Below are 17,703 nucleotides of genomic sequence, written 5' to 3' on the forward strand. Positions count from 1 at the left end.
CCGACACACGACGGAGCCCGGCACCTCGTCCAAGGTGCCGGGCTCCGTGCACTGCCGGGCTCCATGCGCTGCCGGGCGACGGTCAGAGGTCGGCCTGGTCCACCACCTCGGTGACGGTGGCCCCGGTGGTCGCGGTCAGGTTGCGCAGCGCGTCGGTGACCGAGATCCGGTCGTTCTCCCCGCCGAGGGACGCCTTGGCACCCGGAATCATCTGCACCGGCTTGGTGATCAGCTGCGGCTTGATCTCGCCGAACTCCATCTGCCCGCTGGTCAGTTCACTGCTGGTGCCCTCGACGTAGGAGACCGGCTGCCCGAGCTCCAGGGCCGGCCCCGCGGCCCTGATCGGGATCGCGGGGACGTCCGCCGCCAGTTCGCCGAGCCTGGTGGAGCGGTCGGCGACGGGCAGCGGCAGGTCGGCGTCGAGCGCGGGGCCGACCCGGCCGGCGGTGAGCGAGGGGACGACCTCCTCCGGCAGCACATGGGTGCGCGGCCGCTCCCTGGGGACCGGCGGCATCACCAGCGAGCTCGGGATACCGCCGCTGATCCTCCCGCCCTCGGGCAGCAGCGGAAGGCGGTCGGTGGCCGCGCCGAGCGGGATCTCGAAGGGCACCTCCTGGGTGGACAGCTGGTCCTCCAGGGCCGCGACCTGACCGGGCGTCATCGGTTCGGCAGCGGCGGCCGTGCCCTGCGCCGTCAGGACACCGGCCCCGGCCGCCAGCAGCAGCGCGCCGGCCCGCTTCGAGAGCTTCATGCTGATTCACCGTTCTATGAGGAGTCTCGCTGTAATCTGCCTAAACGACCCACTTCGGCTCTGGTAATGCGTCAGTTAACCAGTATGGCCTAATAATCCGACCGGCCGGCGACGGCCCCGCGCGCCCCTCGACAGTCCTCGAAGAATCTCCGTAACCTTTCCGGCCGCCATTCTTTGATCTGAACGTCGCAGCCACGACGGCGGCAGGATCCGGGAATCCGCCCTGACGGGCTAACAACCGAAAGCCAGCCGAGGTCGTTGAAGACAACGACTGGTTGGTCAGACGAACAAGACGGCGAATATCCAAGAATTTCAGAGAGGTACCCCCATGCTCAAGAAGACTTTCGCGACCATCGGCCTGGCTGCCGCCGCCGTGGCCGCGGTGGCCACCCCCGCCGTCGCGATCGGCGACTCGGACGGCCACTCCGCCTCGATGCAGGGCAACGGCGGCACCAACGCCACCGGCACCGTGGGCAACCACAGCCCGAACTTCCACTTCCTGGACAACCCGAACATCTGCCTCCCCGAGATCGACAACATCGGTGTCGCGGTGCTCGGCGTGGCCGTCCCGGTCAAGGTGGACGCCCTCAACACCAACCCGAAGCAGACCTGCGTCGTCGGCCAGGGCACCCAGGGCAGCGGCGACGGCGGCGTGTCGCACCTGATCGGCTGATCGGGCGCCGCCCCGTACTCCCTCTGAAGCAGTTCCGCACCACCCGAGGCGGCCGGGCCGCCCGCTCGGCCGCCTCGGCAGCTCTCCGGCTCCACCCCATCAGATCCGCAAAGGAACAGAGATGATCAAGAAGGCTATCGCCACTCTCGGCGCCGCCGCGGCCGGCCTCGCCATGGCCGCCGCCCCGGCCATGGCCATCGGCGACTCGGACGGCTCCTCGGCCTCGGTCCAGGGCAACGGCGGCACCAACGCCACCGGCACCACCGGCGAGCACAGCCCCAACTTCCACACCCTCGACAACCCGAACATCTGCCTCCCCGAGATCGACAACATCGGTGTCGGCGCGCTCATCGGCATCGCGATTCCGATCAAGGCCGGTGTCCTCAACACCAACCCGCAGCAGACCTGCGACGTCGGCCAGACCACCCAGGGCAGCGGCGACGGCGGCGTGTCGCACCTGATCGGCTGATCACCCCGCGGCAGTCGGCCGCCGGGCCCGGGGAGAGCCTCTCCTCCCGGGCCCGGCGGCTTTTCGCGGGCACCGGCGACACACCCACCCGTTCGACTGCGGCGCGTTCGGGTGTTCCGGACGAGCGGTCCGGCACCCACCGCCGCTGGTGTCGCGGCCCCGGCCCACACCCGTGTCCGTGTCGGCGGCGGCGAAGAGGGCGTCATCCACATCGGCCGAACCCGCGCCGGACAGGCGGAAGGCCGGGCCACGGAGTGTTCCGTGCCCCGGCCTTCCGCCTGTCCGGCTACTTGAGCATCCGGGCGGCCTCGACGGCCCAGTAGGTGAGGATCTGCTCGGCACCGGCGCGACGGATCGAGGTGAGCGTCTCCATGATCAGGCGCTCGCGGTCCACCCAGCCGTTGGCGGCCGCGGCCTCGATCATCGAGTACTCGCCGGACACCTGGTACGCGGAGACCGGCACCGGGGAGACGTCGGCGATCTGCCGCAGGATGTCCAGGTAGGCCATGGCGGGCTTGACCATCACCATGTCGGCACCCTCGGCGAGGTCCTGCTCCAGCTCGCGCATCGCCTCACGGGCGTTGGCCGGGTCCTGCTGGTAGGTCTTGCGGTCGCCCTTGAGCGAGGAGCCGACCGCCTCGCGGAACGGCCCGTAGAAGCCGGAGGCGTACTTGGCGGTGTAGGCGAGGACGCCGACGTCCTGGTGCCCCGCCTCGTCCAGCGCCTGGCGGATCACACCGATCTGGCCGTCCATCATGCCGGAGGGGCCGACCAGGTGGACGCCCGCCTCGGCCTGGACCAGGGCCATCTCCCGGTAGCGCTCCAGGGTGGCGTCGTTGTCGACGCTGCCGTCCTCGGCCAGCACGCCGCAGTGGCCGTGGTCGGTGTACTCGTCCAGGCACAGGTCGGACATCACCACCAGGGCGTCGCCGACCTCGGAGACCACGTCCCGGATCGCCTGCTGCAGGATGCCGTCCGGGTTGGTGCCCTCGCTGCCGACGGCGTCCTGCACCTCGGGCACGCCGAACAGCATGATGCCGCCCAGGCCCGCCTCCGCCGCCTCCACGGCGGCCTTCCGCAGGGTGTCCCTGGTGTGCTGGACCACGCCGGGCATCGAGGTGATCGGCCTCGGCTCGGTGATGCCCTCACGGACGAAGGCGGGCAGGATCAGCTCGGCCGGGTGCAGACGGGTCTCGGCGACCAGTCGGCGCATCGCCGGGGTCGAACGCAGCCGGCGCGGGCGTACGTACGGGAATTCAGCGGACACTGGGTATCTCCGAACGGGTGCGGAAGGCCCGGGAAGGCGAACCGCCTTCCCGGGCGGTGGTTCAGCGGGCGGCCTTGCGGCGCGAACCGGGTCGGCGCTCACTGGGACGGTAGACGGGCTCACCGGCCGCCATGGCGGTGTCCCGGCGGCCGGCCCCGAACTCGGCCAGCGCCTGGGCCAGCGCCGAGGCGGACGGCGCGGGCGCCATCACGTCCACCCGCAGGCCGTGCTCCTCGGCGGTCTTGGCGGTGGCCGGACCGATACAGGCGATGATCGTGACGTTGTGCGGCTTGCCGGCGATACCGACCAGGTTGCGCACGGTCGAGGACGAGGTGAAGAGCACCGCGTCGAAGCCGCCGCCCTTGATCGCCTCGCGGGTCTCGGCCGGCGGCGGCGAAGCGCGCACGGTGCGGTACGCCGTGACGTCGTCCACCTCCCAGCCGAGCTCGACCAGGCCGGCCACCAGCGTCTCGGTGGCGATGTCGGCACGCGGCAGCAGCACCCGGTCGATCGGGTCGAAGACCGGGTCGTAGGGCGGCCAGTCCTCCAGCAGACCGGCCGCGGACTGCTCGCCGGACGGCACCAGGTCGGGCTTCACCCCGAAGTCCACCAGTGCCTGGGCGGTGGTCTCGCCGACCGCGGCGACCTTGATCCCGGCGAACGCGCGGGCGTCCAGGCCGTACTCCTCGAACTTCTCCCGGACGGCCTTGACGGCGTTGACCGAGGTGAAGGCGATCCACTCGTAACGGCCCGTCACCAGGCCCTTGATCGCGCGCTCCATCTGCTGCGGGGTGCGCGGCGGCTCCACCGCGATGGTGGGCACCTCCTGCGGCACCGCGCCGTACGAGCGCAGCTGATCGGAGAGGCCGTGCGCCTGCTCCTTGGTGCGCGGGACCAGCACGTTCCAGCCGAACAGCGGCTTGGTCTCGAACCAGGAGTGCGAGGAGCGGTGCGCGACCTGCTCGCCCACCACGGCTATCACCGAGGTCGCCGGGTCGACCGGGGCCGACACCGGGGAGGGCAGCACCCGGGCCGCCTTCAGCTCGGCCGCGATGGTGGCCAGGGTGGAGCTGAAGGTGCGCTGGCGGGTGGTGGTGCCCGAGAGGGTCGCGCAGAGCGCGGCATCGGGCTTGCGGCCCCCTGCCACCAGGGCGTTCGCGGTGGCGGGCAGCTGGCCCAGGGTGGTGCGGACCACCAGGGTGGTCTCGGGCGCGCCGAGGTCCACCGGACCGCCGGCCAGCAGGGCCGCGCCGTCCACGAAACGGACGTCCGCCCCCTGGCGGCCGCGCAGCGGCACACCCGCGTACGCCGGGACGCCGACCGACTGGGCGACGCCCGGGATCACCTCGAACGGGATCTCGGACTGGGCGCAGCGCAGCATCTCCTCGGCGGCGCAGCCGTCCAGGCCCGGGTCGCCGTCGACGGTGCGGACCACGTGCTTGCCCGCCCGGACGGCCTCGGCGACCAGCTTGGCCACGTCGAGGTCGTTCTCCTCGGCCGGGCTGTGCACCTGGACGCCCGCCGGGCAGTGGGTGCGCACGGCGGCCGCGGTGAGCGGATCGGCGATCAGGACGTCCGCGGAGGACAGCTCGTCGACCGCGCGCAGGGTGAGCAGCCCGGGGTCACCGGGGCCCGCGCCCAGGAAGGTACAGCGCCCGGTCGGGGCAGCCGGGACAGCGGCGGCAGCGGTCGGACTGGTGGCGGGGCTCATGCTCCTGCCCTCTCTTCGCTCGGGCAGTGGCTTCGCCAGGCCCCGTACTTTCCGGTTCGCTCGCTCCACTCGCTCACTGGGCTCGCTCCCCCATCAGCTTGGCCGCTCCCGCGTCGAGCAGCCGGGCGGCGAGGGCGCGGCCGAGGGCCGTCGCCTGCTGCTCGGCGGTCTCGTCGAGGACGAGCGGACCGTTGGCGGTCATTCTCAGCAGGGTGGCGCCGTCGACGGTGCCGACCACGCCTTCCAGCGTCAGTTCCCGGCCGTCCCAGGTCGCGAGTCCCGCGACCGGGGCGGAGCAGCCGGCCTCCAGGGCGGCCAGCAGCGCGCGCTCGGCGACCACGGCGGCCCGGGTGGGGGCGTGGTCGAGGGCGCGCAGCTCGGCGGCGAGGCCGGCGTCGACGCACTCGACGGCGAGGGCGCCCTGGCCGGGGGCCGGGAGCATCAGCTCGGGGTCGAGGTGCTCGGTGATCTCGTCGGCGCGGCCGAGCCGGTTGAGCCCGGCGGTGGCCAGCACGACGGCGTCCAGCTCGCCCTTGGTCACGAAGCCGATCCGGGTGTCCACGTTGCCGCGGATGGCGACGGTCTCCAGGGCGGTGGCGTTGGCCGCGGCCCAGGCGTTCAGCTGGGCCATCCGGCGCGGGGAGCCGGTGCCGATCCGGGCCGGCCGCCCGGCACCGGCGGACTTCTCGACCAGCTCGGACAGCGCGAGGCCGTCACGGGCCACCAGGGCGTCGCGGACGTCCTCGCGCTCGGGGACGGCCGCCAGCACCAGGCCCTCGGGGGGCGCGGTGGGCAGGTCCTTGAGCGAGTGCACGGCGAGGTCGATCCGGCCCGCCAGGAGCGCGTCGCGCAGGGCGGAGACGAAGACGCCGGTACCGCCGATCTGGGCCAGCGACTCGCGCGAGACGTCGCCGTAGGTGGTGATCTCGACCAGCTCGACGGGGCGCCCGGTGACCCGGGTCACCTCGCGGGCGACCATGCCGGACTGGGCCATGGCCAGGGCGCTGCGGCGGGTACCGAGGCGTAGGGGCTGCGCCGACTCGTCCTGAGTGGTGCTCGGTTGAGCATTCATGAGGTGATCGTCCCGGTCGTGCTGATGGGATGGCTGGGGGTTCATCTGGCCGCTCCGGTGGACGGGGCGGCGCCGGCCTGTGCGGCGGAGCCCCCGATGTTGAGGGCGGCTCCGGCCGGGACGCTGGCACCGGCCTGCGTTCCGATCGGGGTACCGGTGACGGCCTGCACCGCCGCCGGGTCCAGGTCGAACAGCTCGCGCAGGGCGTCGGCGTAGCCGGCCCCGCCGGGCTCGGCGGCGAGCTGCTTGACCCGTACGGTCGGCGCGTGCAGCAGCTTGTCCACCACGCGGCGGACGGTCTGCGTCACCTCGGCCCGGGAGCGGTCGTCCAGGTCGGGCAACCTGGCTGCCAGGCGGGCGAGTTCGCTGCTCACCACGTCGGAGGCCATGGCCCGCAGGGCGACCACGGTGGGGGCGATCCGGGCGGCGCGCTGGGCGGCGCCGAAGGCGGCCACCTCGTCGGCGACGATGCCGGTGACCGCGTTCACGTCCCCGGCGCCGGGGGTGGCGGCGTGGGCGTGGGACAGGCTCTCCAGGTCGACCAGCAGGGCGCCGGGCAGCTCGTGCACCGCGTGGTCCACGTCCCGCGGCATCGCCAGGTCGAGGAAGGCCAGAGGAGTGGAGGCCCGCTCGCCGGTGGCGCCGCGCGCCGCGACGGCGTCCGCCACCACGCCAGCCGGGATGACCACCCCGGCGGCGCCGGTGCAGGAGATCACCAGGTCCACGTCGGCCAGTACCTCGGGCACCTTGGCGAAGTCCACCGTACGGGCGCCCAGGTTGGCGGCCAGCCGCTCGGCGCGCTCGGGCGTCCGGTTGGCGATCAGGAGGTCGGTGACACCGGAGCGGACCAGGGTGGCGGCGGCCAGCGAGCTCATCGAGCCCGCACCGACCACCAGTGCCCGCTTGCCCGCGATCTCCCCGGTCACCGTCGCGATCTGCTCCAGGCCGAAGGTGACCAGCGACTGCCCGGCCTTGTCGATCCCGGTCTCGCTGTGGGCCCGCTTGCCGACCCGCAGGGCCTGCTGGAACAGCTCGTTGAGCCCGCGCCCGGCGGTGTGCTCGTCCTGCGCCCTGGCCAGCGCGTCGCGCAGCTGGCCGAGGATCTGGCCCTCGCCGACCACCATCGAGTCCAGGCCGCAGGCCACCGAGAAGAGGTGGTGGACCGCGCGGTCCTCGTAGTGGACGTACAGGTGGGCGGTGAGCTCCTCCAGGTCCACCCCGCTGTGCTGGGCGAGCAGTTGGGAGAGCTCGGCGACGCCGGCGTGGAACTTGTCCACGTCCGCGTAGAGCTCGATCCGGTTGCAGGTGTTGACCAGGGCGGCCTCACCGACCGTCGCCGAGGCGGCGGCGGCGTGCAGCAGCCGGGTGGGGACGTCACCGGTCAGCGCGGCGCGCTCCAGCACCCCGACGGGTGCCGTCCGGTGGCTCAGCCCAACGACGAGAAGACTCATGCCCACCCCTTGCCCATCCGGGTGCCGGTACTGCTGCCGCGAGTGCCGATGCCGCTCATGCCGGCATCACCGCGGAGAGATCGCCGTCCGTGCCCTTGGGCGCGGACTTGCCGCTCTTGGCCGTCTCCGCCTTGTCCGCGCGCTCGGCCCGCTCGGCCTTGCCGGAGCCGCCCGCGGCGCGGCGCAGCCTCGCGGCGGCGGCGCGCACCGGACCGGGCGCCCGGTCCAGCATCGAGTCGCCCGGCTCGGGCTCCTCGCCGGCCTTGCGCTGCTCGTGGAAGGCCAGGATCTGCAGCTCTATGGAGAGGTCCACCTTGCGCACGTCCACACCGTCCGGGACGGTCAGCACGGTCGGCGCGAAGTTCAGGATGCTGGTGACACCCGCCTCGACCAGCCGGTCGCAGACCTGCTGCGCGGCGCCCGGCGGGGTGGTGATCACACCGATGGAGACCTGCTGGCTCTCCACGATGGATTCGAGCTCGTCCATGTGCCGGACCGGGAGTCCCGCGGCGGTGCTCCCCACCACGGCCGGGTCGGCGTCCAGCAGGGCCGCCACCCTGAAGCCACGGGAGGCGAAGCCGCCGTAGTTGGCCAGCGCGTGCCCCAGGTTGCCGATGCCGACGATGACGACCGGCCAGTCCTGGGTGAGGCCCAGCTCACGGGAGATCTGGTAGACGAGGTACTCGACGTCGTAGCCGACCCCACGGGTGCCGTACGAGCCGAGGTAGGAGAAGTCCTTGCGCAGCTTCGCGGAGTTGACCCCGGCCGCGGCGGCGAGTTCCTCGGATGAGACGGTAGGAACCGAACGCTCCGAGAGTGCCGTCAGGGCCCGTAGGTAGAGCGGGAGCCGGGCGACCGTCGCCTCCGGGATGCCGCGGGCGCGCGCAGGTCGGCGCGCGGCGCCCTGGTCGGGCGTCTGCGAACTGCTTTGGTTGGATCGGCCGATTGCCACGGTGCTCCTGTGGGTGAAGCTGGGCTTTGGCAGCCAGGCTATGCGTTTGTGAACGTGTGCACAAAGATGGTGTCCGTTTTGTCCCCACACAGTGATGCGCATCACGTCATGTCCGGCGCCCGTCATCACTCGCCTCCGAGGGCGGTACGGACCGGCCCGGACGGGTGCGCACCCAGCGGCCACGGCCCGAACGGGGCCCGCCTGAGCACCAGCGGCAGCCCACCCGAACGGCGGCGCGACAGCGCCCGCGTCAGCCGCGGCCACGGCACCTCGGCCGCCTCGCGGAGCGGGCCGGCCCACTCGGTCGGCGCAGCCGACGGCGTCCGCATGCAGTGCCGCAGCAGAGCGACGGTGGCACGGGCGTCACCCAGCGCGGAGTGCGCGGGGTACCAGCCCAGGCCGGCCGCCGCCACGCAGGCCGCCAGGCCCAAGCCGCCCGCGCCCGGGAGGTGGCCGCGGGCCAGGCGCCGTGTGCACAGCAGCGGGACGGGCGGCAGCCGCACCCCGATCCGGGCGAACTCGCGCTCCAGGAAGGCCTGGTCACAGCTGACGTGGTGGCCCACCAGCACCCGCGAGGGGACCTGTCGGCCGGGAAGCATGCGCGCACTCCTGTGTCTGCGGCCCCCGGCGGACAGAAACCATTCGATCGTAAACCGACAAAACGGACCGACGTGAACCCCGCGGCCCGGCGGCACCGCACCGATTGCGCGGCGTCCCGGTCGGTGGCGTCCCGGCCGGGCGGCGGTCTACGCGGTGAGCGCCGTGCGCAGGCGCCGTTCGTCCACCCGCCAGAAGTCGTGCTGGCGGCCGTCGATCAGAGTGACCGGGATCTGCTCCGCGTACTTGCGGTAGAGCTCGGCATCCTGGGTGATGTCCTGCTCCTCGAAGGACGCCCCCAGCTCGCCGGTCACCCGCAGGATCGTCTCGCGGGCGTCGTCGCACAGATGGCAGCCCGGCTTGCCGATCAGGGTGACGGTACGGTCGGCCGGGTTCTTCGGGGCACGTCGCAGCAGTGGGCTCACCCGGCCATTGTGCTCCCGCGCCCCGCCGGCCCGGCAATGGGCCGGACGCGAGGCATTAACCCGTCCTGCACATCGCCGTCACGGGGAGATGCGGCCCGGCTGACTATGCTCGATGCCATGGCCGCGCTTCGAAGGCTCCAGCAGGCAGGGCGTACCTCCACCGAACGGTCCGCCCTCGCGGGCGAGGCCGCCGCCGACGCGGCAACCGCCGACCTCAACCGGCCCGCCGGGCCCGCCGGGGAGGAGCGCCCCGCACCGGAGCCGAAGCGCCCCAAGCCCCCCAAGGCCCCCGCCGAGGACCACACCCCGACCCCGGGCGACCCGCAGGCCGCCGCGTTCTTCGACTGCGACAACACCATCCTGCGCGGCGCGGCGATCTTCTACCTGGGCCTCGGCCTGTACCGGCGCAGGTTCTTCACCCGCCGCGACGTGGCGCGTTTCGCCTGGCAGCAGACGTGGTTCCGGCTGCACGGCACCGAGGACCCGACCCACATCTCGGACGCCCAGGACACCGCCCTCGCCCTGGTCGCCGGGATGCGCACGGCCGACCTGGAGCAGATCTGCGAGGAGATCTTCGAGCCGGTCATCGCGGAGAAGATCTGGCCGGGCACCCGGGCGCTGGTGCAACTGCACCAGAACGCCGGCCAGCAGGTCTGGCTGGTCACCGCCGCCCCGCAGGAGGTGGCCCGGATCATCGCCCGCCGGCTCGGGATGACCGGCGCGCTGGGCACCGTCGCCGAGACGGTGGACGGCGTCTACACCGGCCGCCTGGTGGGCGGGCTGCTGCACGGCCCGGCCAAGGCCGCGGCGGTCGGCGCGCTCGCCCGCCGCGAGGGGCTGGACCTGGCCCGCTGCGCGGCGTTCAGCGACTCGGCCAACGACATCCCGATGCTGACCCTGGTCGGCCACCCGTACGTGGTGAACCCGGACACCGCACTGCTGCGGCACGCCCGAGCCAACGGCTGGCGGGTCAGGGACTTCAGGACCGGGCGCAAGGCCGCCAGGATCGGCCTCCCGGCCGCGGTCGCGCTCGGCGTACTGGCGGGCGTGGCGGCGGCGGCCGTCGCGAGCCGCCGCAGGCAGTACTCCTGACGCGGACCGGCCCGCCGTCACCCCCCGCACGCGCGGCTGACGCCACGTCAGCACGCCGCCGCGCACACCACCTGCGGGTTGTCACCCGCAGGCGTCATCCTGCGGATCGGCGGATCGAGCCGATCACGCTTCCGGGCTAACCGAAGTCACCGAGCGCAGCCTCCGATCCGGTTCGGCCGTGACCGGATTCGATCGCTCGATACTTCGGGAAAGTCTGGGGTTGCCGGAGCCCAGGGCAGGGAAACCCGGCCCACCGCTCACAAATTGCTCACTCCGCGCACATGACCGGTCACGTTGAGCCGAGCGGCTGACGGCACGTCCGGTCAGTTTCAGCTGAAAATATGCGAGAAGCGGATCCCAAACGACCACTTCGGCCACAGGGTGTAGCTGTCATTGCACAAAGCGTTATTCTCTCCTGGATGCACGCCGCCCATGCGTGCCCCGTGACGGGCGCCCTGGGAGGTGTGCGCTCCGCGCAGGCGGAGGTGATCCGTCCACAGTTCTGCCTCTGGGAGTCCCGTGTACCCACCCGTCCGGAACGACGCGCCTGCCACCTCCCGCCCGTCGTCCGCCACCCTGCGCCCCGGTTCCGGCTCCGGTACACCCGGCCGGCCCGGCAGGCAGCTCGACCGGCTCTGGGGCGCGATCCGCGAGTTCGAGCTCCTCCTGCCCGGCCCGGTGCTCGCCGGCCCCGCGCTGGCGCCCGCCGCCGGCCCGCTCTTCGGCCAGGCCGCCCGCCGGCCCGGGGCGCTGCTGCGCTCCACCGCGACCAGCGGACCCGGCACCCGCAGCCGCACCGTCCTCGGCGGCCCCAGCCGCAGCCGCACCAGGACCGCGCCCGGCAGCGGCGTCGAGACCGAGCACAACCCGATCATGGACCTGGTGGAGCGGGCCCAGAACGGCGAGAGCGAGGCGTTCGGCCGGCTGTACGACCACTACGCGGACACCGTCTACCGGTACATCTACTACCGGGTCGGCAGCCGTGCCACCGCCGAGGACCTCACCAGCGAGACCTTCCTGCGCGCGCTGCGCCGGATCGGCACCTTCACCTGGCAGGGGCGGGACTTCGGCGCCTGGCTGGTGACCATCGCCCGCAACCTGGTGGCCGACCACTTCAAGTCCAGCCGGTTCCGGCTGGAGGTCACCACGGGCGAGATGCTCGACTCCAACGAGTGCGAGCGCAGCCCCGAGGACTCGGTGCTGGAGTCGCTCTCCAACGCCGCGCTGCTGGACGCCGTCCGGCGGCTCAACCCCCAGCAGCAGGAGTGCGTCACGCTCCGCTTCCTGCAGGGGCTCTCGGTCGCCGAGACGGCCCGCATCATGGGCAAGAACGAGGGCGCCATCAAGACCCTCCAGTACCGCGCGGTCCGCACCCTCGCCAGACTGCTGCCCCCCGACGCGCGATAAGCCCGCCCGGCGGTCCGAACGGACCGTCACCGTACGCGCGGCAATCCGGACACGTCCGGGTGAATGGGCGGTCACATGATCAGCCGTGCGTAACCGACCCCCGGCACTGCTCGTTGGCCAGCGTGCAAACCCCCACCGGGCCCACGGTCAAGCAAGTTCAGGCCTCGTCACCCGATGGAGTGCTATTGGCTCGCCGTGGCAACCGTCCGGCAGGCCGGGGTGTCGACAACGACGAAGGGAGGTGTGGCCCGTGACGGCAAACGTGCTGGAGCACCGGCGGGCGAGGGCCTTCGCCGAAGCGCTGGAGGCCCACCGAGCGGAGACCAGACCCAGCAGCGGTTCGGCCGGTGGCGGCCTGCTGGACGGTGGCTCACCGGACGGCGGCCCCGAGCGCGGTTCCACCGCGATGGCGGAGCTGCTCGACCTGGCGGGAGCGCTCGGCTCACTGCCGGCGCCCGAGCTGAGCGGCGAGGCCAGATCGCTCCAACGCGCCCAGCTGATGGCCGCGTTCGAGCGGGAGTGGGCCGGCAGCGCGGCGCACGGCGGCGGTCTCGAGGCCCGGGTTCCGCAGCAGCGGCGCCACCGGGCGGTCAGGGCCCTGCGGAACAGCCGCTGGGGACGGCGGCTGGCGATCGGCGGTCTGGTCGCGGGTGTCGCGGTCGGCAGCCTCGCCGGTGTAGCCGCCGCCAGCTCCAACGCCCTTCCGGGAGACGCGCTCTACGGGATGAAGCGTGGCCTGGAGGGCATCCGGCTGGACTGGGCCGACTCGGACGCCGAGCGCGGCTCACTGCTGCTCGACCAGGCCTCGACCCGCCTCCAGGAGGCGCAGGGTCTGCTCGGGCGGTCGAGTCCGGCCTCCGGGCTGAGCGCGAGCACGGTCGAACAGCTCCGCCGGGCGCTGGACGACATGCACGCCGAGGCCATCCGCGGCAGGGAGTTGCTGCGTTCGGTGTACCGCAGCAACGGCTCGCTGGCCCCGATCCGCACGCTGGCCTCCTTCGCGGACGGCCAGGACGAGCGCTGGGCCGCCCTGCAGGGCCGGCTGCCGCAGCAGCTCACCAGCCAGGCGAGCAAGGTGGACTCGCTCTTCAGCGAGATGAGCGAGGACGTCGCCCCGCTTCACCTGGAGCAGCCGCCCGCCCTGGGTCCCGTCGGCTCCGGTCCCGGCGCCGGGACGGGTCAGCAGGCCCCCGGCAGTCCGGCGGCCGACCCGGCGCAGAGCGGTACGGCCCAGGGTCCGGCCGGCCGGCCGAGCGGATCCGCCGACTCCGGCCCGGGTGCCACCGGTTCGAAGCAGGGTCAGGCCCCCGGCACGGTCGGCGGGCTGGTCGACAACCTGACCAGCTCCCTCACCGGCCACGGCTCCTCGCCCACCGCCCCGGCCGCCGGTCAGCCCGCCAGGCCGGCCGGTACGCCCACGCCGTCGCAGTCGCCCGGCGGCACCACCGACGGGCAGGGCGTCGTCATTCCCCCGCTCCTCCCCGACCTCCTGCCCGGCCTGAACCTGGGCTGAGGCCGGAAAACCGGCGGGGGTCCGTGAGTTGGCGCACTCACGGACCCCCGCCGGGCTTTTTGGGGCTCTTCTGCTCCATCTGTGGGTCGGTGCGGAGCGCCTGACACAGCACACGCCGTCCCCTGTGCAGATCTTGAGGTGTTGAGGCCCGAGATCGGTTGCGCAGGGAGAACGGCGTGCGGTTCACCACGGTATTGAAGTCGCTGGTCGGATGCGAGCAGGCGGTGCCGGAGGACGCCTGGTTCGATGAGGAAGCGCAGGTCATGGTGGTGGCGGTGCGTCCGCGGTCCCGGGCGCGTCGCCGGTGCGGGATCTGTCGCAGTCGCTGTCCGCGGTTCGATGCCGGGGCAGGACGCCGGCGGTGGCGACACCTGGACGCGGCAGGGCTGCAACTGTTCCTGGAGGCCGATGCCCCACGTGTGTCGTGCGAGCGGCACGGGGTGGTGGTCGCGGCGGTGCCCTGGGCCCGGCACGACGCCGGGCACACGCGCGACTTCGACCAGCAGGTCGCCTGGCTGGCCACCGAGTGCTCCAAGTCGGCCACCGCGCAGTTGATGCGGGTCGCCTGGCGCACCGTCGGCGCGATCCTCACCCGCTACCAGCGTGACGCGGACGCCGGGATCGACCGCCTCGCCGGGCTGCGGCGGATCGGCGTCGACGAGATCTCCTACCGCAAGGGCCAGAAGTACATGGCCGTGGTCGTCGACCACGACACCCGGCACGTGGTGTGGATGGCCGACGGCCACGGCAAGGACGTCCTGCGCTCGTTCTTCGACGCCCTGGGCGCCGAGCGCGCCCACCGGCTCACGCACCTCAGCGCCGACGGCGCCGAGTGGATCGCCGACGTGGTCGCCGAGCGGGCCCCGAACGCCGTGCGCGCCATAGACCCCTTCCATGTAGTGGCCTGGGCCACCGAGGCCCTGGACGAGGAGCGCCGCGCGAGCTGGAACCGGGCCCGCCGCCAGGCCGCGGACCCGGACCTGGCCCGCAGGCTGAAGCACTCCCGCCACGCGCTGTGGAAGAACCCCGAGGACCTCACCGAGCGGCAGAGCGCGAAACTCGCCTGGATCGCCGCCAACGACCCGCGCCTGCACCGCGCCTATCTGCTCAAGGAAGGACTACGCACCATCTACCGGATCGCCCGCGCCGAAGGCGTCCACGCTGCCGTCGCCGCGCTGGACCGCTGGCTGTCCTGGGCCAGGCGCTGCCGCATCCCCGCCTTCGTCGACCTCGCCCGCAAGGTCCGACGCCACTACGACGCCATCCTGCACGCGATCGTCGAGGAGCTGAGCAACGGGCTGATCGAATCCACCAACACCAAGACGCGCCTGATCATCCGACGAGGGTTCGGCTTCCGCAGTGCCGAGGCCGTCATCGCGCTCGTCATGCTCTGCCTCGGCGGCAACCGCCCCGAACTGCCCCGCCGCCAAGTCGCCTGATCACACCCACAGGTCCAGCAGAAGAGCCCTTTTTGGGCAGGGCGCCGGAAGGCGTCAGAAGAAGACCGAGCGCCGTTGGACCAGGAGCTTGTACAGGGTGTGCTGGATGGTCTCGCGGACCTGGTCGGTCAGGTTGAAGACGAGCATCGGGTCGTCCGCCGCCTCCGGCGGGTGGCTGTCGGTCGGGATCGGCTCGCCGAACTGGATGGTCCACTTGGTGGGCAGCGGCACCGCCCCGAGCGGTCCCAGCCAGGGAAAGGTCGGTGTGATCGGCATGTACGGCAGCCCGAGCAGCCGTGCCAGCGTCCTGGCGTTGCCGATCATCGGGTAGGTCTCCTCGGCCCCGACGATCGAGCAGGGCACGATCGGCACCTGCGCCCGCAGCGCCGAGGCGACGAAGCCGCCGCGTCCGAACCGCTGCAGCTTGTACCGGTCCGAGAAGGGCTTGCCGATCCCCTTGAAGCCCTCGGGCCAGACGCCGACCACCTCGCCGCGTTCCAGCAGCGCCTGGGCGTCCTCGTTGCAGGCGAGGGTGTGCCCGGCCTTCCTGGCCAGTTCGTTCACCACCGGGAGCACGAAGACCAGGTCGGCGGCGAGCATCCGCAGATGGCGCTGCCGGGGGTGGTGGTCGTGGATGGCGACCTGGGTCATCAGGGCGTCCAGCGGGACGGTGCCCGAGTGGTTGGCGACGATCAGTGCGCCGCCCTCGCTTGGGATGTTCTCGATGCCCCGCACCTCGATGCGGAAGTACTTCTCCGCCAGCGGGCGCAGCACCGAGAGGAGGACCTCCTCGGTGAGTTCGCGGTCGAACCCGAACTCGTCCACCTCGTAGTCGCCGGTGATCCGGCGGCGCAGGAAGGCGAGGCCGCCCGCGGCCCGCTCCTCCCAGCCCTTGCCGAAGGCGCGGGTGGCGGCCGAGCCGAGCTTTCCGGTCAGGGCGCCGCCGACGGCCTCGGCGACGCGGTCGGCGAACCGTTCCGTCGCCGCACCGCCCTGGCCGCCGTGCCAGCTGGGCGCGGACTCGATCGGGATGACCTTGGCCTCGCTGCTGGCGTACTCTCTCGCGGCGGTCATGGCGGCCTCAGCTCCTCGGGGCGTCGGGGTGGTCGGTGCCGAGCAGCCCGGTCAGCCGGTCGGTGACGGCGGTGAGGCATTCGGGCGGCAGCAGGCCGGGCGACTGCGCGGCGGCGAAGTCGGCGAACGCCTCCGGAGTGGTGAACTTCGGTGTGTACCCGAAGGTTTCGCGCAGCAGCGTGGTGTCCACCACCCGGCCGTGGGTGAGCAGCCGGATCTGCTCGGGCGAGATGTCGGCCAGCCGGGTCTGCCGGGCCACGCTCGCGACCAGGCCGAGGGCGGGCAGCAGCAGCGGCACGGTCGGCCGGCCGAGGCGGCGGGCGCACTGGGAGAGCAGCAGCACGCCCTCGCCCGCCACGTTGAAGGTGCCGGTGCGGGTGGTACCGGACCCGGCCGGGGCCGCGGCCAGCCGCAGCACCTCGACGGCGTCGTCCTCGTGGATGAACTGCAGCCGGGGGTCGCGCCCGAGCACGGTCGGCAGGACGGGCAGCGCGAAGTACTCGGTGAGCGGGGTGTCCCCGGCCGGGCCGACGATGTTGGCGAAGCGCAGCACGGTGACCGCGACGTCGGGGCGGCGGCGGGCGAAGCCGCGCACATAGCCCTCGACTTCGGCGGCGTCCTTGGCGAAGCCGCCGCGCGGCAGGTCCTTGGGCTGCATCCGCTCGCCGAAGACGGCGGGGTCGCGGGGCGTGGAGCCGTACACACCGGTGGTGGACTTCACCACCAGACGGCGCACGCCCGGGGCCTTCTGGCAGGCACCGAGCAGCTGCATGGTGCCGATGACGTTGGTCTCCTTGACCGTGGCCCGGCCGCCGGGTCCGCTGGCGCTGACGGTGAGGTGGACCACGGTGTCGACGTCGTGTTCCGCCATCACCCGCGCGACGGACGGCCGGCGCAGGTCGACCTGGACGAACCGGCAGCCGGCCGGCAGCTCGTGGTACGGGGGGCGGAGGTCCACACCCACGACCAGGTCCACTCCGGGGTCGCGGCTGATCTCCGCCGCGAAGCGGGCACCGAGATGGCGCGCCACGCCGGTGACGAGCACGACCCTGCCCACGTCCTCGTGCCCTCCTCGCCGTCCTCCGGGGCCCGGGCCCCCTGACTGCACCGTACCGTGCGGCCGTTCCGGCGCCGAAAACGCCACCGCCCGCCCGGACGAAATTCGTCTGGGCGGGCGGTGGCTCACCTGATGCCGACGCGCTGCCTCCCGCCGCGCCGCGGAACGCGTGCGCGCGGGGCCCCCGCGTACGCGGGGAGACGCGCCGACAGCGGGTGTTACTTCTTGTTGCGACGCTGGACCCTGGTCCTCTTCAGAAGCTTGCGGTGCTTCTTCTTGGCCATACGCTTGCGACGCTTCTTGATGACAGAGCCCACGGAACAACCCTCGCTCACTCAGACTCTCGCCCGTGAGAGACGGAGTCCATACGACTGACGGACGGCCTAGCCTACCGTCCGCGCGCCCTGCACCGTAATCGGCGTGTTCCGGTGTCGTTCCTACGCGCTCTCAAGGCGCACGTAGGACTCCTTCAGGTACTCGTGGACCGCCTGTTCCGGCACCCGGAAGGAGCGGCCGACCCGGATGGCAGGCAGCTCTCCGCTGTGCACGAGGCGGTACACCGTCATCTTCGACACCCGCATCACCGCGGCGACCTCCGCCACGGTCAGGAAGACGACCTCCTGCAGGGGGCGTTCGCCAGCACTCATGACCTCACCCGACCCTTACCCGTGTGCAAGGCACCGGCTTCCCCTCCGGTGACTCCACCGGCACACGTGTATCCCCAGAGTAGTTATGGGTGGTACCAGTGGGAAG

The 17,703-nt window shown here is 72.5% G+C and carries 18 protein-coding genes; 6 read left to right on the forward strand and 12 right to left on the reverse strand.

The genetic code is table 11. The features are described from left to right. Positions 1 to 82: 82 nt before the first annotated feature. Complete coding sequence (locus ACSMTC_RS15855) at positions 83 to 751, reverse strand: hypothetical protein (RefSeq protein ID WP_436560333.1); 669 nt, start codon at positions 749 to 751, stop codon at positions 83 to 85. Between the two features lie 328 nt (positions 752 to 1,079). On the opposite strand from ACSMTC_RS15855, the gene ACSMTC_RS15860 reads away from it, so the two are divergent. After that, positions 1,080 to 1,424 (forward strand): rodlet layer protein, encoded by a 345-nt coding sequence (locus tag ACSMTC_RS15860; protein ID WP_436560334.1) that lies wholly within the window; start codon positions 1,080 to 1,082, stop codon positions 1,422 to 1,424. Between the two features lie 121 nt (positions 1,425 to 1,545). Next, on the forward strand, positions 1,546 to 1,893 hold the full coding sequence (locus tag ACSMTC_RS15865; RefSeq protein WP_436560335.1) for a rodlet layer protein: 348 nt from the start codon (positions 1,546 to 1,548) through the stop codon (positions 1,891 to 1,893). Positions 1,894 to 2,179: 286 nt separating this feature from the next. Here ACSMTC_RS15865 and hemB read toward each other — a convergent pair whose 3' ends face one another. The 7 genes from hemB to ACSMTC_RS15900 form a co-directional block, all read right to left on the reverse strand. Then, a complete protein-coding gene (hemB, locus tag ACSMTC_RS15870; protein WP_436560336.1) occupies positions 2,180 to 3,160 on the reverse strand; it encodes a porphobilinogen synthase in 981 nt (326 codons plus the stop codon). 61 nt (positions 3,161 to 3,221) lie between these two features. Further along, positions 3,222 to 4,871 (reverse strand): bifunctional uroporphyrinogen-III C-methyltransferase/uroporphyrinogen-III synthase, encoded by a 1,650-nt coding sequence (locus ACSMTC_RS15875; RefSeq protein ID WP_436560337.1) that lies wholly within the window; start codon positions 4,869 to 4,871, stop codon positions 3,222 to 3,224. 73 nt (positions 4,872 to 4,944) lie between these two features. Continuing rightward, positions 4,945 to 5,943 carry a hydroxymethylbilane synthase gene (gene hemC, locus ACSMTC_RS15880; protein ID WP_436560338.1) on the reverse strand — a complete coding sequence of 333 codons (999 nt, stop codon included), beginning with the start codon at positions 5,941 to 5,943 and terminating at the stop codon, positions 4,945 to 4,947. A gap of 41 nt (positions 5,944 to 5,984) precedes the next feature. Then, the gene (locus ACSMTC_RS15885; RefSeq protein ID WP_436560339.1) at positions 5,985 to 7,394 is read right to left on the reverse strand and encodes a glutamyl-tRNA reductase; all 1,410 of its coding nucleotides are present in this window, start codon (positions 7,392 to 7,394) and stop codon (positions 5,985 to 5,987) included. Between the two features lie 55 nt (positions 7,395 to 7,449). Then, positions 7,450 to 8,346: a redox-sensing transcriptional repressor Rex gene (locus tag ACSMTC_RS15890; RefSeq protein ID WP_436560340.1), complete on the reverse strand. Its 897-nt coding sequence runs from the start codon at positions 8,344 to 8,346 to the stop codon at positions 7,450 to 7,452. Between the two features lie 125 nt (positions 8,347 to 8,471). Beyond that, positions 8,472 to 8,945 (reverse strand): 3'-5' exonuclease, encoded by a 474-nt coding sequence (locus tag ACSMTC_RS15895; protein WP_436560341.1) that lies wholly within the window; start codon positions 8,943 to 8,945, stop codon positions 8,472 to 8,474. 147 nt (positions 8,946 to 9,092) lie between these two features. Further along, entirely contained in the window at positions 9,093 to 9,368 is a 276-nt protein-coding gene (locus tag ACSMTC_RS15900) for a glutaredoxin family protein (RefSeq protein WP_436560342.1), read from the reverse strand. A gap of 117 nt (positions 9,369 to 9,485) precedes the next feature. Here ACSMTC_RS15900 and ACSMTC_RS15905 point away from each other — a divergent pair, with 117 nt between their 5' ends. The 4 genes from ACSMTC_RS15905 to ACSMTC_RS15920 all read left to right on the forward strand — a co-directional run bounded on the left by ACSMTC_RS15905 (position 9,486) and on the right by ACSMTC_RS15920 (position 14,819). Next, positions 9,486 to 10,460, forward strand: a complete 975-nt coding sequence (locus ACSMTC_RS15905) for an HAD family hydrolase (protein ID WP_436560343.1) — start codon at positions 9,486 to 9,488, stop codon at positions 10,458 to 10,460. Between the two features lie 519 nt (positions 10,461 to 10,979). Beyond that, positions 10,980 to 11,867, forward strand: a complete 888-nt coding sequence (locus tag ACSMTC_RS15910) for an ECF subfamily RNA polymerase sigma factor, BldN family (protein WP_436560344.1) — start codon at positions 10,980 to 10,982, stop codon at positions 11,865 to 11,867. Positions 11,868 to 12,117: 250 nt separating this feature from the next. Beyond that, positions 12,118 to 13,380, forward strand: a complete 1,263-nt coding sequence (locus ACSMTC_RS15915; RefSeq protein ID WP_436560345.1) for a DUF5667 domain-containing protein — start codon at positions 12,118 to 12,120, stop codon at positions 13,378 to 13,380. 176 nt (positions 13,381 to 13,556) lie between these two features. Next, positions 13,557 to 14,819 (forward strand): ISL3 family transposase, encoded by a 1,263-nt coding sequence (locus tag ACSMTC_RS15920; protein WP_436557592.1) that lies wholly within the window; start codon positions 13,557 to 13,559, stop codon positions 14,817 to 14,819. A gap of 54 nt (positions 14,820 to 14,873) precedes the next feature. On the opposite strand, the gene ACSMTC_RS15925 is transcribed toward ACSMTC_RS15920, so the two are convergent. From ACSMTC_RS15925 to ACSMTC_RS15940, 4 genes are all read right to left on the reverse strand, one after another. Further along, the gene (locus ACSMTC_RS15925) at positions 14,874 to 15,893 is read right to left on the reverse strand and encodes a lysophospholipid acyltransferase family protein (protein ID WP_436560346.1); all 1,020 of its coding nucleotides are present in this window, start codon (positions 15,891 to 15,893) and stop codon (positions 14,874 to 14,876) included. A gap of 7 nt (positions 15,894 to 15,900) precedes the next feature. After that, positions 15,901 to 16,950: an NAD-dependent epimerase/dehydratase family protein gene (locus tag ACSMTC_RS15930; RefSeq protein ID WP_436560347.1), complete on the reverse strand. Its 1,050-nt coding sequence runs from the start codon at positions 16,948 to 16,950 to the stop codon at positions 15,901 to 15,903. A 218-nt stretch (positions 16,951 to 17,168) separates the two neighbouring features. Then, complete coding sequence (locus tag ACSMTC_RS15935) at positions 17,169 to 17,285, reverse strand: 30S ribosomal protein bS22 (protein ID WP_425311139.1); 117 nt, start codon at positions 17,283 to 17,285, stop codon at positions 17,169 to 17,171. Between the two features lie 102 nt (positions 17,286 to 17,387). Continuing rightward, positions 17,388 to 17,597 (reverse strand): helix-turn-helix domain-containing protein, encoded by a 210-nt coding sequence (locus tag ACSMTC_RS15940; protein ID WP_344634926.1) that lies wholly within the window; start codon positions 17,595 to 17,597, stop codon positions 17,388 to 17,390. Positions 17,598 to 17,703: the final 106 nt, after the last annotated feature.

It is taken from the genome of Kitasatospora sp. HPM-01-4 (assembly GCF_051374625.1).
GTDB lineage: Bacteria > Actinomycetota > Actinomycetes > Streptomycetales > Streptomycetaceae > Kitasatospora.